Genomic DNA, 22,360 nt, shown 5'->3' with positions numbered 1-22,360 from the left:
CTGACCAGTTGGAGCCCCCGTGCGCACACGTACCCGCACACGCTCACGCACCCTCGCCCTCGCCGCGGCCACCGCCCTGGCCGCGACCGGCCTCACGCTGCCCCTCGCGGCCACGGCGAACGCCTCGGAACCCACCGAACCCGCCCCCGTGAAGAGCGACTTCGACGGCGACGGCTATGCGGACCTCGCCGTCGGCGTGCCCAGCGGAACCGTCGACGGCAAGGCGAAGGCCGGCTACGTGAGCGTCGTCTTCGGCGGCGAGGGCGGCCCCGGCTCCAGCAACGTGCGCCGCATCACGCAGGCCACCGTCGAGGTCCCCGGCACCCCGGAGACCGGTGACCGCTTCGGCTCCGCGGTCACCACCGCGTACATCGACGACGACCGGTACGCGGACCTCGTCATCGGCGCCCCCGGCGAGGACATCGACGCCAAGGCGGACGCGGGCTCGGTCACCGTCCTCTACGGCACCGGAGACGGCTTCGCCACGGCCAACACGGCGGCACGCGGCGACGCGGCGGGCGCCGCCTACGGAAATGCCCTGGTGGCCGCCGACTTCACCGGCGACACGGACGTCGACCTGGCGATCGGCGGCAAGGACAAGGTCGTCTACAACGCCCACCCGCTCGTCGCCACCACCCAGCCCCTCATGGGCACGCACATGGGCGGCCGCGCCCCCGTCCTGACGACCGGCGACTTCAACTCCGACGGCCGGCCCGAGCTGGCCGTCGCGTACTACACCCAGAACCAGCCCTACACCCAGTCCCACGTGCAGCTCTTCCGCTACATGAAGGACGAGTACCGCTTCGGCCTGACCTGGAGCAGCGACAACAGCGCCGCGAACGCGCTGGCCGTGGGCGACTTCAACGGCGACGGCCTCGACGACCTCGCCCTCGGCAACTGCCGCGAGATCGCCGACGAGAACATCGACGACCCGTGCGGCCCCGAGGAGATCGCCAAGGGTGGCGGCATCCACATCCACTACGGGGGCGGCGACGAACCCGTATGGAAGGGCCAGACCCTCAACCAGGACACTCCGGGTGTCCCGGGTGTCGCCGAAAAGGGTGACGACTTCGGCAACGCCCTCGCGGTCGCCGACATCGACGGCGACGGCAAGGACGACCTGATCGCGGGAGCCCCCGGCGAGGCCATCGGCAGCGCTGCCCGCGCGGGCAGCGTCACCGTCCTCAAGGGCGGCGCGCAGGGCATCCTGAACGCCGAAGGGGCGGCGAGCGCGGTCGCGTACCAGCAGAACTCCCCCGGCATCCCGGGCACGGCCGAGGCGGGCGACGCCTTCGGCACGGCCCTCGACACGGCCGACCACAACGGCGACGGCCGCCCGGACCTCTCGGTCGGCGCACCCGGCGAGAACAAGGCGGCGGGCGGCGTGTGGAACCTGCCCTCGGTGACGACGGACGACTCACCCGTCACAGCCGTCACTCCGAACTCCCTTGGCCTGCCCGCGTCTTCGGACGCGCTGGCGTACGGCTCGGTACTGGCCCGCTAGAACTGTCCGTTTGCTGACCACATCTGTGGCCATTCGATGGCCGTACCTGTGGCAAACCCGTCCGGGTTCCCCTAGGGGTTGTCACAGGTCGGCCGCAAAGGCCGTCTCCTCCCGAGGAGGGACGACCCCACCCCCGAAGACCAGGTACGTTCGATTCGTGGCTGGATTCAGGATCGGACGCGGCCGGGACAACCGCGCCCCGCAACCGCAACCGCAACAACAACCGCGGCAGCAGCCGTACGGACAGCAGGCCCCGCAGGGCGGCCGACAGCCGTACGGCTACCCACCCGCGCCTCCGAACCCGCAGCAGTACGGCGGAGGCGGCCCCCAGTACGGAGGCGGTGGTCCGCACGGCAGCGGTCCGCACGGCAGCGGTCCGCACGGCGGCGGGCACGGCGGCCCCCAGGGCGCCCCGCAGCACGGCGGCGGCGGTCAGCAGTGGCCGCAGGCGGCGGGCGGCCACGGCGAGCCGGAGTACTTCGGCGGCCCGGACGACCACGGCCGCGGCCCCCAGGGCGGGTACGACCCGTACGCGGCCAACAACCCCGGACACACCCAGGCCTTCTCCATCGGCGAGGACCCCTACAACCAGGGCGACACCTACCGCGCGGGACAGACGAGCGCCCCCATCGGCCCGCGTCTGCACTGGAAGGACCTGCTGCGCGGCGTCGTGCTCCGCCCGGCCCCGACCTTCCTCCAGATGCGGGACTACGCCATGTGGGCCCCGGCCCTCATCGTCACGTTCCTCTACGGCCTGCTGGCGATCTTCGGCTTCGACGACGCCCGCGAGGACGCGATCAACGCGACCCTCTCCTCGGCGGTCCCGTACGTCCTCACCACCGGCGTCGCGATCACGATCAGCGCCTTCATCCTGGGCGTGGTCACCCACACCCTCGCCCGCCAGCTCGGCGGCGACGGCGCCTGGCAGCCGACGGTCGGCCTCTCCATGCTGATCATGTCGCTGACGGACGCGCCCCGCGTGATCGTCGCGATGTTCCTGGGCGGCGGCCAGCCCTTCGTACAGCTGCTCGGCTGGGCGACGTGGCTGGCGGCGGGCGCCCTGCTCACCACGATGGTGAGCAAGTCCCACGACCTGCCGTGGCCGAAGGCACTGGGAGCGGCGTCGATCCAGCTCCTGGCGATCCTGGCGATCGTGAAGCTGGGCACGTTCTAGCGCACGGCCGCGACACACACGGGAAGGGCCCGGCGGACAAGTCCGCCGGGCCCTTCCTGCTACGGTCTGTCGCTCGCTCAGGCGTCGAGAACCTGACCGTCACGCTTCACGACGGGGGGCTCGACGCTCCAGGGGAAGTTGATCCACTCGTCGGTCCGCTTCCAGACGTACTCGCACTTCACGAGGGAGTGCGACTTCTCATAGATCACGGCGGACCGCACCTCGGCCACGTGATCGAGGCAGAAGTCGTGGACGAGCTTCAGCGTCTTCCCGGTGTCGGCGACATCGTCAGCGATGAGCACCTTCTTGTCGGTGAAGTCGATGGCGTTCGGGACGGGCGCAAGCATGACGGGCATTTCAAGCGTGGTGCCCACACCCGTGTAGAACTCGACGTTCACCAGGTGGATGTTCTTGCAGTCGAGGGCGTAGGCGAGCCCGCCGGCGACGAAGACACCGCCGCGAGCGATCGACAGCACGACGTCCGGCTGATACCCGTCATCGGCGATGGTCTGCGCGAGCTCGCGCACGGCACCACCGAACTTCTCGTACGTAAGATTCTCGCGCACGCCACTCATACCGCTGCTCACACCTGTGTCCGATGGAAGTTGAGGAAGGACCGGGAGGCGGTCGGCCCGCGCTGGCCCTGATAACGAGACCCGTACCGCTCCGACCCGTAGGGCGACTCGGCGGGCGAGGTGAGCCGGAACATGCAGAGCTGCCCGATCTTCATCCCCGGCCAGAGCTTGATCGGCAGGGTCGCGAGGTTCGACAGCTCGAGCGTCACGTGCCCCGAGAAACCGGGGTCGATGAACCCGGCGGTGGAGTGGGTGACGAGCCCGAGCCGCCCGAGGCTGGACTTGCCTTCGAGCCGACTAGCAAGATCGTCGGGCAGGGAGATGACCTCGTACGTGGAGGCGAGCACGAACTCCCCGGGGTGGAGGATGAACGGCTCGTCGCCCTCGGGCTCCACGAGCCGCGTCAGGTCGGCCTGCTCGACGGAGGGGTCGATGTGGGGGTACCGGTGATTCTCGAACACCCGGAAGTAGCGGTCCAGCCGCACGTCGATGCTCGAGGGCTGCACCATGGATTCGTCGTACGGGTCGATCCGCACCCGTCCGGAGTCGATCTCGGCCCGGATGTCCTTGTCTGAGAGAAGCACGCACCGAGGATACGCAGAGCGCGCGGGCCGTCCCCAATCGGACGGAACCCGCGCGCCTCGGTGTCTGTCGCCCGTACCCGCGCCGCTACCGCTTGTGCATCGTCACCGGCACGGCGTGCCGGAGCCGGGCACAGCGCGGACAGCGGATGAGCCGGCCGGGACCGAGCCGGTCGGCCTGCTGCATCGGGAACGAAGCGGTGCTGAACACGTGCCCTTCGGCACATCGGACGACGGTGCGGTCCATCAAGTCCTTGAGTCCCTTCCCCAAAGCCGTAATTGAGCCGTACATGAGCCTGTACGCGAGCCCGTACTGCGCCCGTGCTGTGCCCGTACTGACCAGCCCCCGACTCGCTCCCGAGCCGACGACGAAAGCCACATTACGATACGAAAGGGACGCCACTCCAGGCGGCGCGACCACATTCAACGGTACGCCCCAACTCCCTCCGCCCGCACGGCGCATCCACGTCCCGGACAGCACTCGGGCCCCATGGCGAGAGCGCCTGGGGCCCGGGATGAGGTAGAGTGTGCGACGTTACGACACCGCTTCCAGCGGGGTCTTTCGCGGGTGTAGTTTAGTGGTAGAACATCAGCTTCCCAAGCTGAGAGTGCGAGTTCGATTCTCGTCACCCGCTCCATAGAAAACCCCCAGGTCATCGACCCGGGGGTTCTTTGTTGCCCAGACGCTCCGGGCGGATTGGCGGTGCGCGCACCACAACCGCACCACTAAGACTGCTCGGGCGTCTCCTTGTGGGACTTCGCACGCTGGGCGCGCACCATCTCGTCGAGCCTGCTGGCCACCTCGCGCTGCCGCTCATGATCGGAGTGCTGGTAGCCGAGGGCGGCCTTCTCGGAGGACTGCCCGGCACGGACCATCGTGTCCTTGAGGGTGGCACCGGAGCGGGTCGTCAGGGTGTGCCCGGTGTGCCGGAGATCGTAGAACCGGAAGTCGTCGGGCAGACCGACCGCAGCGCGAGCGCGCCGCCACTTGCGCCCGAAACTGTTACGTCGAAAGGGCGCTCCCTTCTCCCCCACAAAGAGCAGTCCCTCGGGCCCTTTCTCCTTCTCCGTGTACCAGTCGAGGTGCCACTCGGCCTCACGACGGAGGAACTCAGGGAGGTCGGGGACCAGGTCCGCCGACTCCTCACAGGTCATGGCGGCATCGCTGAGGGACAGGTACGGCGTACGGATACGGGACCAGCCCCCAGAGGTGTCACCGGCCACGGCCAGGCCGGGCATCTCGGGAGCGATGGCGCAAGCGGCGGAGACCGCTTCGGGAGCGATGTCACCGAGGGCCATCTTCGCGGAGGCTTCGTCGTTGACGCGGTGGCAGACGCGGCCGGTCAACTGGGCCCGCAGCATGGTCGCTCCCTTGCCCAGTTCAGCCCCGAAGCGCTGCCCGCAGACCTCCAGGTAGATCCCAGCGGCACGGCCGAGCTGGGCGAGCCGGATGAGTTGGGTGACCATCTCGTCCCGCCGTTCCTCATCCTTCTTCGTGGCGACGAGGAAGAGTTCGGCCACCTCGTCGACGAACAGCACGACGGGTACAGGGCGTTCACTCTCCGGGAGCCCCCAGACGTCGGCGGTGATCTCTTCGTCCGGCGTACCGGGCGTGATCCCCTGCCTTGCCTTGATCAGGTCGTATCGGTCCTCCATCTCCTTGATGAGCGCGGGCAGCAGTTCGGCGGCCTGCTCCGGATCGGTGGCGAGCGCCGAGAGCCGGGACACGAAGGGCGCGAGCTCCACCCCGCGCTTGCAGTCGATGCCGACGAGAGCGACGGGTTGCGGGGCCAGCCCGGCGATGAGGTGCCGCAGGTACATGGACTTACCCGACAGCGTTGCACCGAGGGTGAGTTGATGCGGAACGGCCCGGTAATCGCGTACGAAAGGAGTGGCATCCTCTCGCAGCGCCACGGGCACCTTGAGGAACTCCACCACGGCCTTGCGCGGCATCCGCACCCGCCGCAGCACATCGAAGCCGACGAGCCGCAGCTCGACTACACCGGGCTTGGCCGCTCTGACGTACACGGAGTGAACTCCCCATGCGTGGCGCAGCCGTTCGACGGATGCGGCGACATCGGCAGGCTCCTGCCCGGGAGCGAGCCGCAGACGTAACCGCAGCCCGGTCGAAGTGGGCCGGACGAGGCCCCGACGCGGCGGCACGGGACGGATCTCGCGATTACTGGTGGCCCGAACCGCCAGCACCCGCAGCCGGGACGGGGCCACGGTCAGACCGCAGGCCTCCATGACCGAGCCGTACGAGCCGAGCAGCCGGACCGTGGTTATGGGTAAGCCGAATGTGGACCAGTGGACGCGGGGGTGACGGGCCCGGGTGTAGGCAGCCCCACCGCCGAGCGCGGCGACGGGACCACCCACCTCCAGGAGCGCCGCGAGGTCACTCATCAGGCCGCAGCCTGAGCCGAGTTCGGGAAGGCGGCGGGAGTGACGGCGGCGGCGCGGTAGGCGATGCCGTGTCGCTGCTGGCCGTTGAAGACGCTCTCCCAAGGCCGGGCCAGGAGCCCCGGAAGCGAGACCGGCGAGCCGAGCGCCAGTTCCTCGGCGACACCGCTCTCGGGGATGGTGACCTTCACCAGGGAGGATTCTCCGTCCTCGATGTAGACGACGCCGATCGTCATCAGGGCTTCGCCGGTGTTGGCGTCCTTGGCGATCTCGCCGGTCTGACGGTCGCGGACCTTGGGCTCGGGGCCTCGGTGAGCAGGATCGTCGCGGCCGAGGTCTCAACACGGATGGTGCGCAAGACAGACTCCCCATCTACTCGTCTATACAAGTAGGTCTGTTGGGGCATACGAGTCCGAAGAAGAGTCGGTCTCGCGCACCAGCGGTCAGGTGGCCGGGAGTTGGTAGGACAGGACGTAGGCGTCGGCGGCCATGACGGTGTCGCAGACTTCCACGGCCCGCCCTTCGGTGTCGTACGCGGTACGGATCAGGCTGATCACCGGCACACCGGACGCGAGCCGCAGCGTCCGCACTTCAGCAGGCGAGGGCATCCGCGCGCGGATCTCTTCCTCGAAGTGGTCGAGGTGGTGGCCCAGTTCTTCGAGGCGGGCGTAGATGCCGCCGGGTCCGGGGTTGGGCTCGGCGATCTGCGTACCGCGTGCGATGTCGAGTGGGAGGTAGGAGGTGGCGAACTCGACCGGGCGGCCGTCGAGCAGATACCGGCGCCGTCGGGCGAGCACCCGCCGCACGGAGCCGAGCCGGGTGGAGATGTCCTGGCTGGCTTTCTCCTCCTTGACCTCCAGGCTGTCCACCTGCGGATGACTGCCAGCGGCATCGGCCTCGACGATGAACACAGACTTCCCCTGCTCGCGATGCCGCCGGGCGAACCGGTCGGAGGCGAGCCGCCGCACAGGAGGCCGCGGCCTGACGAAGACGCCCTTGCCATGCTCGGCATGGACCAGGCCTTCACCCTGAAGTACGGAGAAGGAGTTCCGGACGGTCATCCGGGAAACCCCGTAGTGCTCGACGAGTTCAGCCTCGGAAGGCAGCTTCTCGCCCTCCTTGAATCGCCCACGGTCGATGGCCTCGCGCAACTGATCGGCGATCTGTCGAAAGACCGCACGATCGCTCGTGGGGTCGACATCGCCGAGCAGGCTCGGGAGTGACGTCACCTGTACTCCTTTAGGTATCTAGACGAGTGGGCAAGTGTTGTTGCTACGGTGGAGAGCCTAGCCATCCGAGAGGGCCGAGGACCGTGAGCACTGACCGTCCGCACTCCGTGAGCGTTGCCGGAGTCATCGTCGACGACCAGGACCGGGCCCTCCTGATCAAGCGCCGTGACAACGGCAAGTGGGAACCTCCGGGCGGCATCCTTGAACGCGAGGAAACCATCCCCGAGGCCTTGCAGCGCGAGGTTCTCGAAGAAACCGGCATCAAGATCGCACTTCCCGCGACCCTCACCGGCATCTACAAGAACATGACGGGCTTGATCGTCTCCATGGTCTTCCGCTGCGAGGCCGCCGACGGCACGCCCACGACCGGCGCCGAGACTCGCGCTCTGCGCTGGGCCACCCGCGAAGAAGTCACCGAACTCGCCGACGAGGCCTACGCGATCCGCGTCCTGGACGCACTCGACGCGGCATCCCCGCCGGCCATCCGCGCCCACGACGGCGTCAAACTCGTCTAGCTCGAACCCGCTGCACATGGCGGCCTACCAGCACGAAGGAACTTGTATGCACGAGTATACGAGCACCGCCCGAGTCTGGGGCCTCACTTGCCCAGGTTTCCCGGAAGAGGTCAGCAGAGCCCGCCGCTGGACCCGCGACATCCTCGCGGGATCGCCGCTGGCCGAGGACGCGGAACTGATCGTGAGCGAACTGAGCGCGAACGCGATCCTGCACACGGCGAGCGGCAAGAAGTCGGGCAGCTTCCACCTGGCGGTAGCGGTCTCACCGCAGGTGGTCGCCCTGTCGGTCACGGACGACGGCGGCACGGAGACGGCCCCGAAGACCGAGCACCCGAGCGGGGAAGTGGCACACGGCAGAGGCTTGGGCATCGTCGACTTCATCGCGCACCGGGTGGTAGTCCACGACACCCTCGGTGGCCACACGGTCACGGCGGAACTCTTCGTGGAGGCACCACCTGGGGAGCCGCCATGCTGAGCGACGAACTCACCCGCGGCTTCTGGTGCGAATGCTGGACGGAAGACCTCACCGCCAGAGGCCGGCCAACGCTCACGACATCCTTCGGCGCCCACTCGGCAGCCCAGGCGGACAGCTGGCTCTCGACGGCACTGCAGACCATGAGGTCAGCACTCAACCCGACGACACCTATGGAGACTTGGGACGGCCTCTACGAGAACCGCATCACCACGAGACGAGCACTCCTCCGCACGGAGCCCTGCACGGCATCCATCACCTACACCGGCACGCGCATCACATGGACGGTCCGCCCAGTACTCTTCCTCCCACTCGCGGACCGCAACGAGGCCGAACCCCCAGCCTGTACAGAGGACTTCAAGCCCCACACAACCGACTGAGTTACAACTTTCTCTACTGGTTCAAGGCGGCTCGCTCCGCTCACCGCGCGCGGCCCGGCTCCCCGGGCCGCCGCTCCTGCCTCCGCCCCGCTCCACCAGGCCGCGCGACAAGAGCTGGCGGCCAGCTGAAACTCAGAGAAGGCGTACATCGTGGCTGGGGCGGTCGGCTCCACGGCTTTACGCAGCCACTTTGGGGCGAGCCTCTAAGATCATGGCCCCAACGTCGTGCTTTAACGGGCAGATCCACAGACTGCCCGACTCGCGATGAGCTTACGGGGCCATGATCACTCGCCCCAAAGCAGCTCCAGCCCAAAGCCGCTCCGCCGACCTCAGAGGGCTACCCCACTCGAGCTGACCCGCTCAAACGTATGGATGCGGCACGTAGGTCACGCTACGCTAAGTATCGGATCAGGAACGAGGAGCGATATGGCCGAGGATCAGACCTTGTTTGACGATGACGCCGAAGAGGATGTCACGGGAGATCAACGGGAACCACTGAATCTCGGTAACCGAGAACGCCGCCTCGTCACGCAACCATACGATCTCTCCGTCGGGACCCTGGTCGACGACATCAAGAAAGACCGTCTGCTTCTAAATATCGAATACCAGCGCCAATATGTATGGGATAGAGCCAAGGCAAGCAGGCTAATCGAAAGCTTACTCCTCAATATCCCGGTCCCCGTATGCTACTTCGCCGAGAATGAAGACGGCGCATACGAAGTAATTGATGGACTGCAACGGATCACGACGATCAGCAACTACCTTGAGGGCAAATTTGAGCTCAAGGGGATTCCGGTCCTGTCCGAGCTAGAGGGGAAGTTCTTCTCGGATCTAAAGGTGCGCGATCAGCGGCGTCTCAGCGGTAGAACTATTCGCTGCATCGTGATCACTGAGGACTCTGACCCTGACATCAAGTTCGATGTATTCGAGCGTCTGAACACTGGCTCTGCACGCCTCGGCTCACAAGAGCTCAGGAACTGCATTTATAGAGGCGACCTGAATGACTTCCTGAGGCGCACAGCCGACCTTCCTTACTTTACAGGCATTCTCAGCGGTATCCGAAATAGGCGAATGGAGTTTGAAGAGCTCGTCCTACGATTCTTTGCCCTCCATAACACCGTTGTGGACTATCGCCCCCCTCTCCGTCAGCTACTCAATGGCTACATGCGAGAAAATCGAGCAGGCGTCCCCAAGCAAGGGGAAATGGATCTTTTTGCGGACGTCTGTCGCACAGTCGCTGAAGTCTTCGGGGACTCGGCTTTTAGGCTTCCGGCACCCAACGGGAGGCCTGCCCCTGGAATGAATAAGGCGCTCTTTGATGCAGTTATGATCTCCTTCGCTCACGCGGACCGTTCAGCCATTCGTGCAGCGCCACAGCATGTCCGGGAACTACGGGAAGAGCTGCTGAAGGACGAGGATTTTCTGTTCTCAATCGGTCGTGCGACCGCCGACCGATCCCGCATGCATTATCGAGTTTCCAGGTTCTCGGTCGGCTTGACCGAGCGGGGAATTCCTTGCTCCCTGCACGAAGAGCTTGAGAGAGCACGATAAATGCCAACCAAGCTCGCCGCATACGATGACTTCATCAACAGCACCGCCGAACTCAATCACCTATTGGCGGTCCGCCCACATTCTCCCCTAATTAAGAGAACTGATGAGGCAATTCAGCTGGAAAATGCTGTGCACCGCGCTTGCCTCGTCCTCTTGGTGGCTCACTTCGAGGGGTTCGCAAAGGGTGCACTAAGCGAGTACGTCGACGAAGTCTGTGCCGTACGCCCCCCTGCGCGTAAACTGCCTCCCGCATTTCTCGAGCTATTTACTCGGGATAGAATCCAAGAGATTTCCTCACTGCCGCCAGGGGCTGACCGAGTCAATAGAACACGGAGGCTGTTTACGGCATTCTCGGCTCTGTGGGACCAAGAGCGATCCATTGATCCGCAAGTGATTTCGTCGACAATCTTGGCGCGCCAAATGACAAGCTTGAAGCCGGATGTTTTGCGTGATTCATTTGCGTTGATTGGCATTGACGATATTGTCGATGATGCAACATCACACCTTCAGAGCGCAGGGCTCAGTGTGCGGGTTGGCATAAAGCTCGCCGAGATCGTGAACAAGAGAAACCTGATTGCGCACGGCGATTATTCGGTCAAGCCGACTTCGACAGACTTGGAAGATTACATTCAGTTCTTCATGGCGGTTGGTGACGCGTTCTCCAATTGTGTAGCAAAAGCGATTGATGAAGCGTGCACACTTAGATGACGCAGGTTATCCCACGGTCACGCGTTGAGCGTGAATAATTCGATGCGTGACCTGCCGGACGTTCAGTAGCGGAGTACCGCAGCCGCAGCATGGGTTGCGTCCTGCGCCCCCACTACCAAATTACCGTGATGACCGCTGTCGACCGATCCGCATGCAGCTACGGATCAGAAGGTCGGGATTCGGGAGCGACTGCCCTCGGCCAGCGAGAGGGACCGAACGTCCCCGCCCTTTCCAGCCGTAGCTGTCAGGAGCGGGGAAGCCGCCAGAGTCGAGACTGCGCTCGGGCTTGCGGCGGCGGCATCTTGCGCACCAGGTGGTAAAGGTTCTCGAAGTACTCTTGCCAGCGACTTGGATCAGGAAGAGCGTTGTGCGCTCGCTTGGCGCGCTCTACTCGCACCAGCGGCTCCATTCGTTCCCACACCGAGATCACTGATCCGCCCAGGTAGCCGGAGACGGGTTCGATGTCGACCACCCCATGTGTGACCAGTGCGCCCAGGTTGTCGTAGAACCAGGCCAGTTCGCGTATGAGGTTCCGCTCCGCCTCAGGCAGTCCCTCCATTCCGGCGGACAAATCCCATTCGGGTAGTTGCTCGAACACGACCTCCCTGGCCCGGGCCATACGCATGCTGCGATGCTCACGGAAGAGATCCACCAGGACTGGCAGCGTGTTTGTGTGTTCAGTCAGCCGCAGCTGCCGCATGGACACGAGGCCGGACACACCCAGCGCCATCACCGACACCACCAAGACCGCAATCTCCACCACGTCCCCCAATGCCCATCGTTAGCTCCTCCGTTCCCAGGCCGTGATGGGAGCAACCTCAAACACCTGGGTCGGGCGATCGGCCCCTTTCTCCGCGACGGAGTGGACCCGGCGGGATACTGAGTCGCTGAGGTGAGAAAGCGACCCACTGACACATACTCGGCCGACCGACAGTGAGGGCGGCACCAACCCGCTCCGCCCCTAGGGACGTACTAGGCACACTGAGTGTCTAACTGCGTGACAACCGCGGCGCACAACCGCGAACAATCGTGGACGTCAGCGGACCATCAGCCCAGGTGACAAGCACAGCAGCCCAAGGCCAGCGCCCACACCAAGTTGCTTCGGGACGAAGCAGTCCGTGGGTCAAGCTCCTCGGCCTTGCTCGCGGACGAACCAGCAGCGGCCCGTCAACGTCTCCGTGTCAGGGGACGGAGGCCTCATGACACAGGGATTGAACAGTGGTGCGGATCATTCGTCCGACAACCTGGATGACGCGCTCAGGACACTCACCAGCGAACTCGCACGGGCTGATGCGAAAGCAAGCATCGTGCTGGCGATGACCGGCGTGGGCCTTGGCTTCGTAGCAACACAGAGCTCCGGACACCAGGCAGCGACCGTGCTGGCTGTCGGCGCGGTCGGCGCGCTGTGCCTCGTGATCGCCATCGTGGTTCTACTCATCACCGTCCGACCGGTCCACATCGACACTGTGACCGCCGAAGGTTGGTCTCGCTGGGCGACTCTGGAACCCGAGATGCTGCGGGACCACATGCGCGCGGATCTGCGAGCCGAGCGGGTTTCATTCCTCTCCCGCATGGTCGTGATCAAGTTCCGTCGGCTCCGTCTCGGGATCAACCTCATCCTGACTGGCGTCAGCCTGCTATGTGCAGCAACTGTGCTGAGCTTGGTCCTGTAGAGCCAAGATCGAGGACGAAACGCCGCGCCAGACTCGTGCCAGGTCGTGCGGGGAACCACGGGGAATGGAGGGGAGCGCGCTCCCGACGGGTCTGGCTCGATAGCAGTTCCGCCGCTGGTCAGCGCAGCAATCATCCGTAGAGGGCCCCAGCTTCCCAAGCTGAGAGTGCGAGTTCGATTCTCGTCACCCGCTCTTGTTCGAACCCCCAGGTCATGGACCCGGGGGTTCTTTGTTGCCTCGTCCGGCAGGCAGCGTGAGGCGAAGGCCGACCACAGGGCGGAGGGCTCTACCCTCGCCCTTCATCGGCTGCTCTAGAAGCCGCTTCCATCATCGGCAAGTCGGGCTCCTGCTTCAAAGTCGTCGTAGCGCACCCGGACATCCTGAATGCCTAGGCCACGCATCAAGTCATGGAGACCCACCACATAGACGCGCCCTTCTTTGCGCACTCGGCAGGGGAAGTCACCAAGCTTGGCCCGTTTGTACGCCGTGGCCATACTCAGATTCAGCGCCTTCGCCGCGACCCTCATCCCCACCTCTGCAGGTAGACCGAAGATGACGGAGAACGGTACGGATTCATCTCGATGCCGTGCCATCTGTATCCTCTCCGGTCTCGAACAGTGCCTGCTGTTGCTGCATGGCCGTGCCTGTGCCGGGCCTCTCGCTCGAAACCAGTCCGGCTCGCCGGAGCCTACGAACCTCACGAACATGTCTCATCAGTCCGAGGCCTTGAGCCAAGGCCCCGAGCCGCTCGCCGTGCGCCTGTTGCACTAGCGCCATCGACATCGTGCTGGCCTGCACTACCTGACCGTCGATGAAAGTCGGAGCAATCTCTGGGAAGAAGGGGACGGGTGGGCCATCCTCGACTTCTGCCGCCAGCACTTCGTTCGGTGCCCGACGACCTGTCTTCCAGCCGGCGGCGAATGCCGAGTCCATCAGATGCTGCTCGATCTGGTCAGGATTCACCGCTCCGGCAGTCGCCGCCCCTTCGGCAGCCCCGGCAAGTACCGCCGAAAAGACATCGCCGAGCTCGGCGCCGGTGCGGCCGACGATCGCCCGTGCCGCCCCCTTCAAGCGAGGGGTGAGGAGCCACAGGGCGATGAGTGTCCACCGCTGCTCCTGACCGCGTTCTGTCTCGCGCTCCAAGTTCCGAGCGAGGGCCTGCCACAACGCGGTTCGCAGGACACCGTCCAGATCCTCCTGCTGCATCACGGCTCTCAGTGCGCTGAGAGGCAGACACGAGCCGGCCGTTGCCTCGGCACAACGTCCGTGATGAAGGCACAGGTGTTCGTCCGAGCAACATGCCTCAACCCAGTGCGCCAAGCAGGCAAATACGTTGGAGAAGGGCAGGACGGACATCACGGCTCCCTCTCCTCCGAGTCCGTCTGCGACTCTTTGTGCGGTCCGGTCTGCGTAGGATCGTCTACGCCTGGATCTGGCACCGCCGTCTGCCACCAACCCGCAGCCAAGCCGTGCTTGGTATCCGGCTTCCGAGGTACCTGGTCGACCGCGACATGGGTCGGCTGAGCCTCGTACGGCTCTGCTTCTCCGGCCCACTGCCCTTCCCCCGCCACTGGATTCTCGGCGGCACCGTGGCGGGCGTTGTCGGGCCCGTCGACAAGATCGTGCCGCAGGGCTTCTGCAGCCAGAGGACGTCCGGACGCCTCCATCATGCGGGCGAGACGGTGAACGAAAGCGTCTCGTTCCTCGGACCCGTTGGGCAGGCCCATCTTGTCCAGTAGGGCAGAAACAGGCTCGTTGTGCGTATCCGGCTGCCCGTCCGGAGACCGCTCGTTCTGGTGCTCTGCAGGTGCCTCGACGCCCTCTGGGTGGTCAAGGCCGTTCGGCATCTCGCTCCAGGCCCGTGCCCCCTGCCTGTCGGTGAGATGGCGAAAGGCGTCCGGAATCTGCAGATCGTTGGCGGCAGCTGACAGACAGGACAGAGGACCTATCAGGTCCGTCGCGCGCTCGATCTCGTCCTCGTGGCGGGCAAGCCACCATACGACGGCGCTCCCCGGAGACTGCAGTACGTCTTCGCCGAGATACTCCCGTCGATTGCGTTCATGCTCTCGTTGCTGCTCCCAGGAACCGATGCTTTTCCTCAGTTCTTCAAGCTCGTCCAGGTGCCGCCGATCCTCGTGGCGCAGGTGAAGTCGTACATCGGTTGCGAAGGCCATCACTGTTCCCGACTCGTCCTGAACGGGTTGCCCGAGCTGCCCCTCCAGCCAGTGGCACAGGAAATCGACACGGCTGGGGTGCTCGGTCGCCGTGCACTCTTCGACGCGACGCAGGATCGAAGTCACGGCCAGGGCCCCCGGGTTGCCGTGCGATGTCTTGAGGGGGTCCGTGTCAGTACGCCACCGGACAGTGGCGGAGAAGAGAAGCGGGTACCCGTCAAGGCCACTGGCGACCGGGACTTCATTGACCGGCATCTCCAGATAGGGCGGTTCGATGTAGAACTCCGTGCCGTCCTCGGCGATGCTCCGTCCGGTATCGGGCGTTCTCCTACCGACGTTCAGTACGAACATGTCGAGCAGCAGTGCACCGGCCACTACCGCCGCCAGAGGGAACCACATCCATGCGGGCCAGCCGAGTACCGCGGTGACGGCGAGGACGCCGGCGATGAGGCTGATGAGTACCGGACGCGGCGTGTAACGGGACTTCATACGCACTCTCCTGTCTCACGTGAGTTGGCGGCGGTGTGTGCGCCACATTCCATCCCAAGCAATACGTCGATTTCGCGGCAGAAATGGTCACTGATCCGTCGGCGAACCTCAGGTCGGATGAGTGCAACGCCGGGCGACTCCGACGGCAAAGGCGTGTTCTGCCACTGGCATACAGCCACGTAGAGACGGTTCAACACGGAGTAGTCGCCCACGGCGGCGACGATCAGTGCACTGGCCATGCGGTCATCCGGGGGGCGGCGGGCCAATGCGTCCAGCCAGCGGTGAAGCACTGGTTTCCACTCCGCCACCGGCCTCACCACCAACAACGCCCGCCATGCCAGGGTGAACTCCTGCTGGGGAGGTTCAATGCGTAGAGGAACCGGCTCGAGCAACTCGAGGAGCAACTCGGCTGAGTCTTCCGTCAGAGGAAGGCTGGCGATCCGATCGGTCAGCTGACGGAACACACGACGGTTGGCCCGCGCGACATCCAGCAGGGCCTTACGGGCTGCTACACGCGCCGTGCCTTGCTGGCGGAAGGACAGATACCGAAGCCTGACGGCAGCCTGCTCGGGATGGGTCGCCGCGATCACCTGCTGGCAGACGTCCGTCAGGACGTGGGCCAGATCCGGTGAGATCCGACTCGTCACCCAGGAGTACACACGCGAGCGGAAGTAAGACCCGTACTGTTCATGGCTGAGCCCGAGTTCGAGTGCTGCAGCCGCCTCGGCCCGGAATCGCCCCCTCTGATGATCTGTCCACGCTTCCACGAGAGAGCACAGATCATCGGGACGTCCCGTGGACAGGACCTGTTCCGCGAATCTCGCGATCAGGTTCATACGGCTCTCGGCCCTGAGTTCCGGCAGGGCAATGCACCGCTCCACCCAGTCCCGGAAATCAGGTCGCAGATCGGGAAAGTTGGTCCAGAAATGCCGTCTGACAGCACTGTCATAGGCGAGACGCCGAAAGACGACCCGTCCGTCGCTGCTCCGCTCTATGCCGAGCTCCGTCAGTTGCTCACCCAGATCTGCCCGCGCGAGTCCCACTGAGTCGTCCGCCTCGTGTCGCAGGACCTCAAGCAGCAGTTGCGCACTCCTCAGGGCCACCTCTGCCGGGGCATCGCTGACCATAGCCGCCGCGAGTAGCAGCGCACGCGCCTGCGCCCGGCGGTGCTCGCGCAGTTGGCGAGCGACCTCTCCGGCCCAGTTGGTCGCTGCGTCCACGGCTTCATCCCGCCAGGTGGCAAAGTTCGTGCCGTACCGTCGGGTGTCTCGTGCCTCGGCGACCAGTTCGGCCAGCCGCGCAAGCTCCCGCATGGGCGCAGTGGTGAACAAGTGCTGTAGTTCATCGGTATCCAATTGCTCGGGTTCGAAGGGCACACCTCGGACCCGGAGATGCCGACTGAACACTGCACGGCCACGAGGACGTTCCAACGTCACAACCAGTGGCGACAAGTCCGCGTGGAGCATCCAGTCCAAGCCGATGGGAAGGACGACAACCAAACGGGCATCGCCCTGCTCTACGACGGACCGGTAGTGGATCAGGCTGCGCTCCGCTGCGGGGTAGTCGGCGTCGGTGACGCTCGACAGATCCAGCAGATAACGGTCATCGGCCGAGACCTCGAAGGCGCCTTCTTCCCAGACTGCCGGGAGCTCCTCGAGACGCTTGCCGGCGACCGGAACCTCTTCCAGCAACATGGTCGCAGCGGCGCGTCTGCCAAGACCCGGAGGACCGTCGAGCAGTACCACTGCTCCGCGCTGCTTCAGCCGTTCGGCTGCCTGACCGTATCGCCGTGGCCGTACGAAACAGCCGACGAGTCGGCGCCGCTGCTCGCGGACGATCGTCAGTCGAGTGGTGCCCGCTCTGTAGAGGTGCTCGTTCGCACTCAACAGCCAGGTCACATTGAACTGGGGTCCGCTGCCGGTGTGAACTCCTGCTTGTGGGGCTGTGACTGTCGTGCTGCCCCCGGTCACCGCTCGCCGTCCGAGGGACGTGCGCCGCCCTGCTCCCGATTTTGGTTCACCGTGCCGTGGTTGTCCCCGACGTACCCCACCTGCATTCCATCACCGGACAGCTGCGGGGCCAGATGCTGTTCTCCCACCTGGTAGAGGTGCCCGCTGCCCGTGTGGACTGGGCCCTTCGGTTCGCTGACGAAGGTGCCCGTGAAATCACCCCTCACGTTCCCGATGCCGCCCCGTTGGCGGTGGTTGACCACCTTCTCCGGCCTGCCAGATTCCTTGTCCTCCCTCTGACGTTCCCCCTTTCGGGAAGGGCGCTGGCGTCCTTCATAGGATGCAGTTGGGCCCAACTCGGGAACGATGCGGACAAGGTCGTCAATCAAGTGCGTCAGATCGTATTCGGCGTTTCGGTGATTCAGCCTGCGGTACTGACAGTCAGCCAACTCCTCAAGTTCTGGGGGAAGTTCCTCACGCACTAGCCTCGCACTCCTACCCACCAGCACAGGGATGACGATGGCACCGCTCTCGAATGCCTCGAGGATTTCCCGGCGGATCCAGTCCCCCGGATCCTCAAGAGCTCGGCCCCCGTTCGGGGACTGAGCCACCAGCCATCTAGGGCCTATCACTGCGAGCAGAACGCTGCAGCGTCGCACTGCGTTAACGACCTCTCGCGGAAACTTGCTTCCCGGACTGATTGACTTGCTGGCTCGGAAGACCTCTCCGTCGCCGAACACTCGTGACAGCTCCCTCTCCACGAGCGTGGCGGTGAACTCCTCGTCACCGGTCCGGTAATTCACGAAAATTGCAGGCACAGCGCAGTCTCCTCCGGTGAAGGTCAGCAGGGGCCGGCAGCTGGCGCGGGCGCGCCGCCTCGCCCGGCGAGGCATCCGGGTAACGGCGCGGTGTCCGCCGGTCAAGGAGCACGGCACCAGTCGTAGCCGTGCCCGTCACGGAATGGGGAAGGCGTTCAGCTGCTGCTCATGGCATGGGCCAGAGCCGGCCGCAGCTCGCGGACTGCGGAGTGGGAGCGGGATCGCCCCAGTTCGCGGTCGAGTTGACGTACATCTGCTCGGACCGTGGCAGAGGGAGCCAGGTCGACGAAGGTCAGCAGTTCCCGCGCCACTTCACATGAGCGCTCGATCTCTCCCGAGGCGGAGTGGGCCAGGGCCCGGCGGAACCCGTAGCGGATTCGGGTGCGTACCGCGTGACGCGGGATGTGCAGGCACTCGCGGTCCAGGAGTTCGGCGGCCTCACGGTGCCGGCCCAAGTCATGAAGGCACCAACCAGTCACCATGGAAACGGGATCGACGAGATTCGTGGGGCCGAGGATGGGACCGTGACTCAGGGCGTCGTCGTGAGCCAGAAGCTCTCGCGCGCGATCCAGCTCGTTCAAGCACGCCCTCTCGGCGCCGGCCAATGCGTGCCCCTGCGCGGCCCGTTGAGTTGCCAACCCGCGGATCCGGGGCGGCACGCTGCCTTTCTGCGCCTGCTGGACCAACGCGACCGTCTCGTGTGCCTTATTGCTGTAGAGAGCGATGAGGGCTCGCCGGACCAAGGCGTAGTCCGCCAAGTCCTCATCACCACCGGCCTGAGCAAGGTCCACCGCTTGTGCTGTCCAGCCCAGGGCGCCGGCGACATCACCGGCCTCCTGGGCCATCCACCCGGTGTACTCGGCGAAGCGGGCGACAAGTGCAAGCAAGCCGGCCCGGTTGCTCCCCGAGGAATGGGCGGCCATGCGCGTGACGGTGGCGACTTGTGCCCGTAGTGGGACCAGGAGTGCGGTCGGTGGGCTGGTTTGGCCCAGCATCCGCATCTGCTGCAACTGATCCTGGAGGAGTGCGATCGGGGGCAGTCTCGCATCGTCGACGCAGGGTGACCCGCCACGACCCGGCATCGTGGCAGCCACCAGGGAGCCGACGCCCGTCACGAGCATTTCCCTACGGCCCTGAAGGCGACCGGCATCGGTGGACTTCGGAGTGTCAAGCAGACGCCTGAGACGCCCGCCGGTACGGAAGAGGGCGTCACACCGGCGGGCCAGTACCTCAGTAGGTCTCTTGTCTCCCCGTTCGACCTTGCTCAGGTGCCCTTTGCTGTAGTTCACCTTCCTGGAAAGGTACTCCAGCGTCATGCCGGAGCCTTCCCTCAGTCGACGCAGCTCCGCACCGAAACCTAAAGGAACGTCCATCGCCACCTCTCTAACCAATCTATGCACGTCAGTTGTGCGCCTTGACCGATCAAAGGCCAGAACGAGTGTGGCATGCAAGGCCAGCCTCGCGTATAGCCGATCAGAAGTTTCCTGTTTCCTCTTCTTTCCATCAGCACATCCCTCTTACCGAGCAAAGCCGAGCTGGTCCAGCTGCCGCGGCTTGACGTGGGCGATGGAGCTCGCCCCCCCGCGTCCCTTGCTGCGCGGCTGCATCAGCAGCCACCGGGGGACTGGGGGGGAGCAGAGAGTGCGGGTTCTGCCCTCGCCAAAGCTGGGCGACCGGGGAAAGGCACACCGCTGGCGCACAAGTAGATATATACTTGATAGCAATGTTGATATACGAGGAGTGCACCCCATGAGCCGGACCGTGATCGACCTAGATGACCAACTCGTGGCGGACGTAGCCAAGGCCCTCGGCACCAGCACCAAGAAGGAAACGGTCAACACCGCCCTGCGCGAAGTACTCGAGAACCGACGGCGCGCTCTGGCGCTCACCCGTCTGCGCGCCGCAGCGGAAGACGGCGCCTTCGACCTGGACCTCTTCGAGGACAAGGGGAACTACCGCCGGTGAACGCCGCGCAATTCCTGATCGACACCAGCGCGCTCGCCCGCCTACTGCGTGGCGATGCCGAGCAGTACGGATGGGACCAGGCGGCAGCCGCTGGGCTCATCGCCACCTGCCCCATCACTGAGCTGGAGTTCTTCTACAGCGCACGCTCCACGGCTGACCGCGCCCAGGGCATCGAGGACATGCGCCTGCTCTTTGGCTGGGTACCAGTCGATGACCGCGCCTACGACCGCGCCTGGCAGGTCCAGGAGATCCTCACCCAACGCGGACAGCATCGCAGCGCCGGCGCCATCGACCTCGTGGTGGCCGCCACGGCTGAACTGCAGGGATTGACTCTGCTGCACCGCGACCGGGACTTCAACTGCATCGCCGCTGTCACCGGCCAGGCACTCCAGTGGTACGGACCCGACCTCGGCAAGTGAGCCCGGACCAACAGCAACTCCAGCCTGGAGGTAGCGCGCTGTGGTCCGTGCGCGCACGATGCGGGGACAGAGCCGCAGCCGAAGTAGGGGTGGGAGTGGGGCCATGCCCGATTCCTTGCGCACCAACAGATACGAGAGCCGCTGCGCCCGGTGCGGCCATACCGTGGCCGCGGAAGCCGGCGTGCTTCTGCTGAGCAAGTGGGGATACACGGTCGTCTACCATCCGACGCATGCCCCGGAAGCGGACGCGCAAGGGGGGACGTCTGATGCCTCTGCGATGCGAGTGAATCAGCGGGAAGAGCCGTGTCAGGTCTGCGATGTCGTCGTACCTGAGGGGCTCGGAGTGCTGGTACGCAGCCGGTTCGACGGGTGGCAGGTGTACCACCCCGAGCACCTGCGCGAGCCGGCGCCACCACGTCGCGGCCCTCATACCGGCTGGCACCAACGCCGCCTCATAGCCTTGGACATCGAGACGACCGGGAACCGGTACGGAGTCGATCGCATCGTCGGCGCTGCGGTGTACGCCGCCGACGGATCAGCCAGGTCATGGCTGATCGATCCAGGCCCGGGCCCTTTGATGATGGCGCCGTACAAGAAGCATGGCATCACCGTGGAGCATGCCTGTGCCCATGGGGTGCCGACAGCACATGCCCTGAATGAGATCGCGGTCGTGCTGGCCCGACACTTGATAACCAAGGACCCCATGGTCGTGTGGAACGCCCCCTTCGTGCTGACCACCCTCGAAGCCGAACTGCTGCGCCACGGGCTCATCGCGCTGAGCGATCGTGTTCCAGAGGGCCTGTCCCCGATCTGCGATCCACTCGTCCTTGACCGCCATGCCGACCCGTTCCGCTCTGGCGGGCGGGCCCTTGAGGCCGTCACCGAGTGGTACGGCATCCCGCACTGTCATCCCGGCCATGCAGCTTTCGACGCTGAAGCCTCACTGGCACTCGCACGTGTCATCGGTTCCTGTTTCCCGCCCGTGGGTCGTCTGTCCCGTCAGGCGCTGCACCGCGAACAGGTTTGCTGGCACGCGCGGTATGCGCAGGACGCCGAGGCACGAAGGCCCACCGAGAACAGAGATATGACGTGACCCCTCGTTCCGGTCAAACCTCTCCCCTGGACCGATCACGACCTCACCATGTAGCCGCAGGGCGCGCTGGAGGCTGAGGCCCCGGGCCCTGAGGCCCCGGGCCTTGATGCTCTCCGTCGCTCAGCCGAACTGGCCCGGCTGGTAGTCCCCCGCCGGCATCTGCACCATGACGTTGACCCTGTTGTACGTGTTGATCAGGGCGATCAGCGAGATCAGGGCCACCAGCTGCTCCTCGTCGTAGTGCTTCGCCGCGTTCGCCCACGCCTCGTCCGTCACGCCGCCCGCCGCGTCCGCGATGCGGGTGCCCTGTTCCGTCAGTTCCAGGGCCGCGCGCTCGGCGTCGGTGAAGACCTTGGCCTCGCGCCAGGCCGCGACCAGGTGGAGGCGCTGGGCGGTTTCGCCCGCGTGGGCCGCGTCCTTCGTGTGCATGTCGGTGCAGAAGCCGCAGCCGTTGATCTGGCTCGCGCGGATCTTCACCAGTTCCTGCGTCGCGGCCGGCAGCGGCGAGTCCGAGATGACCTTGCCCGCCGAGTTGACGTGCTTCAGGACCTTCGCCGCGAGCGGGCTGCCGAAGAGGTTCAGGCGGGCTTCCATGGTGACTCCTCGTGGTGTGTCTCTTGGTGGTGTCTTTCTTGGTGCTTCACCTCTCTGACGGAGCTGCTCGATGAGATGTGACACGGGTGCGTGTGGC

22 protein-coding genes, 1 tRNA gene and 2 pseudogenes are annotated in these 22,360 nt (G+C 65.3%); 12 read left to right on the top strand and 13 right to left on the bottom strand.

Annotated elements, in window-relative coordinates; translation table 11 throughout:
* Positions 1–19: 19 nt before the first annotated feature.
* Together AB0B50_RS13180 and AB0B50_RS13175 are read left to right on the top strand one after the other, a co-directional pair.
* Positions 20–1,504: an FG-GAP-like repeat-containing protein gene (locus AB0B50_RS13180; RefSeq protein ID WP_362329571.1), complete on the top strand. Its 1,485-nt coding sequence runs from the start codon at positions 20–22 to the stop codon at positions 1,502–1,504.
* A 157-nt stretch (positions 1,505–1,661) separates the two neighbouring features.
* Positions 1,662–2,678: a Yip1 family protein gene (locus tag AB0B50_RS13175; RefSeq protein WP_362329568.1), complete on the top strand. Its 1,017-nt coding sequence runs from the start codon at positions 1,662–1,664 to the stop codon at positions 2,676–2,678.
* Positions 2,679–2,755: 77 nt separating this feature from the next.
* Here the strand turns inward: AB0B50_RS13175 and AB0B50_RS13170 are convergent, their stop codons facing one another.
* The gene (locus tag AB0B50_RS13170) at positions 2,756–3,253 is read right to left on the bottom strand and encodes a phosphoribosyltransferase (RefSeq protein ID WP_362329565.1); all 498 of its coding nucleotides are present in this window, start codon (positions 3,251–3,253) and stop codon (positions 2,756–2,758) included.
* 8 nt (positions 3,254–3,261) lie between these two features.
* On the bottom strand, positions 3,262–3,837 hold the full coding sequence (gene dcd / locus AB0B50_RS13165) for a dCTP deaminase (protein ID WP_362329563.1): 576 nt from the start codon (positions 3,835–3,837) through the stop codon (positions 3,262–3,264).
* Positions 3,838–4,398: 561 nt separating this feature from the next.
* Between dcd and AB0B50_RS13160 the strand changes: the two genes are divergently transcribed.
* A tRNA-Gly gene (locus AB0B50_RS13160) sits at positions 4,399–4,472 on the top strand.
* A 475-nt stretch (positions 4,473–4,947) separates the two neighbouring features.
* On the opposite strand, the pseudogene AB0B50_RS13155 reads toward AB0B50_RS13160, so the two are convergent.
* The 3 genes and pseudogenes from AB0B50_RS13155 to AB0B50_RS13145 all read right to left on the bottom strand — a co-directional run.
* Positions 4,948–6,237, bottom strand: a pseudogene (locus AB0B50_RS13155) (FtsK/SpoIIIE domain-containing protein); the annotation flags it as partial.
* Positions 6,237–6,592 (bottom strand): annotated as a pseudogene (locus AB0B50_RS13150) (hypothetical protein). The pseudogenes AB0B50_RS13150 and AB0B50_RS13155, both read right to left, overlap by 1 nt.
* A gap of 85 nt (positions 6,593–6,677) precedes the next feature.
* On the bottom strand, positions 6,678–7,463 hold the full coding sequence (locus AB0B50_RS13145) for a GntR family transcriptional regulator (protein WP_362329560.1): 786 nt from the start codon (positions 7,461–7,463) through the stop codon (positions 6,678–6,680).
* A 107-nt stretch (positions 7,464–7,570) separates the two neighbouring features.
* Between AB0B50_RS13145 and AB0B50_RS13140 the strand changes: the two genes are divergently transcribed.
* The 5 genes from AB0B50_RS13140 (at position 7,571) to AB0B50_RS13120 (ending at position 11,089) form a co-directional block, all read left to right on the top strand.
* The gene (locus tag AB0B50_RS13140; protein WP_362330397.1) at positions 7,571–7,978 is read left to right on the top strand and encodes an NUDIX hydrolase; all 408 of its coding nucleotides are present in this window, start codon (positions 7,571–7,573) and stop codon (positions 7,976–7,978) included.
* 46 nt (positions 7,979–8,024) lie between these two features.
* The gene (locus tag AB0B50_RS13135; protein ID WP_362329558.1) at positions 8,025–8,453 is read left to right on the top strand and encodes an ATP-binding protein; all 429 of its coding nucleotides are present in this window, start codon (positions 8,025–8,027) and stop codon (positions 8,451–8,453) included.
* On the top strand, positions 8,447–8,830 hold the full coding sequence (locus AB0B50_RS13130) for a hypothetical protein (protein ID WP_362329555.1): 384 nt from the start codon (positions 8,447–8,449) through the stop codon (positions 8,828–8,830). The genes AB0B50_RS13135 and AB0B50_RS13130 overlap by 7 nt, the downstream gene beginning before the upstream one ends.
* Before the next feature lie 426 nt (positions 8,831–9,256).
* Positions 9,257–10,381 (top strand): DUF262 domain-containing protein, encoded by a 1,125-nt coding sequence (locus AB0B50_RS13125; protein ID WP_362329552.1) that lies wholly within the window; start codon positions 9,257–9,259, stop codon positions 10,379–10,381.
* Positions 10,382–11,089 carry an MAE_28990/MAE_18760 family HEPN-like nuclease gene (locus AB0B50_RS13120; RefSeq protein WP_362329549.1) on the top strand — a complete coding sequence of 236 codons (708 nt, stop codon included), beginning with the start codon at positions 10,382–10,384 and terminating at the stop codon, positions 11,087–11,089.
* Between the two features lie 244 nt (positions 11,090–11,333).
* Here AB0B50_RS13120 and AB0B50_RS13115 read toward each other — a convergent pair whose 3' ends face one another.
* On the bottom strand, positions 11,334–11,852 hold the full coding sequence (locus AB0B50_RS13115) for a hypothetical protein (protein ID WP_362329547.1): 519 nt from the start codon (positions 11,850–11,852) through the stop codon (positions 11,334–11,336).
* Between the two features lie 436 nt (positions 11,853–12,288).
* Here AB0B50_RS13115 and AB0B50_RS13110 point away from each other — a divergent pair, with 436 nt between their 5' ends.
* On the top strand, positions 12,289–12,762 hold the full coding sequence (locus tag AB0B50_RS13110; protein ID WP_362329544.1) for a Pycsar system effector family protein: 474 nt from the start codon (positions 12,289–12,291) through the stop codon (positions 12,760–12,762).
* Positions 12,763–13,073: 311 nt separating this feature from the next.
* Here AB0B50_RS13110 and AB0B50_RS13105 read toward each other — a convergent pair whose 3' ends face one another.
* The 6 genes from AB0B50_RS13105 to AB0B50_RS13080 form a co-directional block, all read right to left on the bottom strand.
* Positions 13,074–13,355, bottom strand: coding sequence for a hypothetical protein (locus AB0B50_RS13105; RefSeq protein ID WP_362329541.1), 282 nt, complete (start codon positions 13,353–13,355; stop codon positions 13,074–13,076).
* Entirely contained in the window at positions 13,336–14,118 is a 783-nt protein-coding gene (locus AB0B50_RS13100) for a hypothetical protein (RefSeq protein WP_362329538.1), read from the bottom strand. The genes AB0B50_RS13105 and AB0B50_RS13100 overlap by 20 nt, the downstream gene beginning before the upstream one ends.
* Positions 14,118–15,425 carry a hypothetical protein gene (locus tag AB0B50_RS13095; RefSeq protein ID WP_362329535.1) on the bottom strand — a complete coding sequence of 436 codons (1,308 nt, stop codon included), beginning with the start codon at positions 15,423–15,425 and terminating at the stop codon, positions 14,118–14,120. The genes AB0B50_RS13100 and AB0B50_RS13095 overlap by 1 nt, the downstream gene beginning before the upstream one ends.
* Positions 15,422–17,119: a hypothetical protein gene (locus AB0B50_RS13090; RefSeq protein WP_362329533.1), complete on the bottom strand. Its 1,698-nt coding sequence runs from the start codon at positions 17,117–17,119 to the stop codon at positions 15,422–15,424. Before AB0B50_RS13090 ends, AB0B50_RS13095 begins: the two co-directional genes overlap by 4 nt.
* Before the next feature lie 272 nt (positions 17,120–17,391).
* Positions 17,392–18,192, bottom strand: coding sequence for a toll/interleukin-1 receptor domain-containing protein (locus AB0B50_RS13085; RefSeq protein WP_362329530.1), 801 nt, complete (start codon positions 18,190–18,192; stop codon positions 17,392–17,394).
* Between the two features lie 155 nt (positions 18,193–18,347).
* On the bottom strand, positions 18,348–19,565 hold the full coding sequence (locus AB0B50_RS13080) for a helix-turn-helix transcriptional regulator (RefSeq protein ID WP_362330394.1): 1,218 nt from the start codon (positions 19,563–19,565) through the stop codon (positions 18,348–18,350).
* 376 nt (positions 19,566–19,941) lie between these two features.
* Here AB0B50_RS13080 and AB0B50_RS13075 point away from each other — a divergent pair, with 376 nt between their 5' ends.
* The 3 genes from AB0B50_RS13075 (at position 19,942) to AB0B50_RS13065 (ending at position 21,669) form a co-directional block, all read left to right on the top strand.
* Complete coding sequence (locus AB0B50_RS13075; RefSeq protein WP_362329527.1) at positions 19,942–20,157, top strand: type II toxin-antitoxin system VapB family antitoxin; 216 nt, start codon at positions 19,942–19,944, stop codon at positions 20,155–20,157.
* Entirely contained in the window at positions 20,154–20,576 is a 423-nt protein-coding gene (locus AB0B50_RS13070; protein WP_362329524.1) for a PIN domain nuclease, read from the top strand. Before AB0B50_RS13075 ends, AB0B50_RS13070 begins: the two co-directional genes overlap by 4 nt.
* A 103-nt stretch (positions 20,577–20,679) precedes the next feature.
* Positions 20,680–21,669 carry a hypothetical protein gene (locus AB0B50_RS13065; RefSeq protein WP_362329521.1) on the top strand — a complete coding sequence of 330 codons (990 nt, stop codon included), beginning with the start codon at positions 20,680–20,682 and terminating at the stop codon, positions 21,667–21,669.
* Positions 21,670–21,789: 120 nt separating this feature from the next.
* Here the strand turns inward: AB0B50_RS13065 and AB0B50_RS13060 are convergent, their stop codons facing one another.
* Complete coding sequence (locus tag AB0B50_RS13060; protein ID WP_362329518.1) at positions 21,790–22,263, bottom strand: carboxymuconolactone decarboxylase family protein; 474 nt, start codon at positions 22,261–22,263, stop codon at positions 21,790–21,792.
* Between the last annotated feature and the right edge of the window lie 97 nt (positions 22,264–22,360).

This window comes from Streptomyces sp. NPDC041068, assembly GCF_040647455.1.
GTDB lineage: Bacteria > Actinomycetota > Actinomycetes > Streptomycetales > Streptomycetaceae > Streptomyces.
Note: the sequence above shows the minus strand (reverse complement) of the source record. Positions and strands in the feature narration are given on the sequence as shown.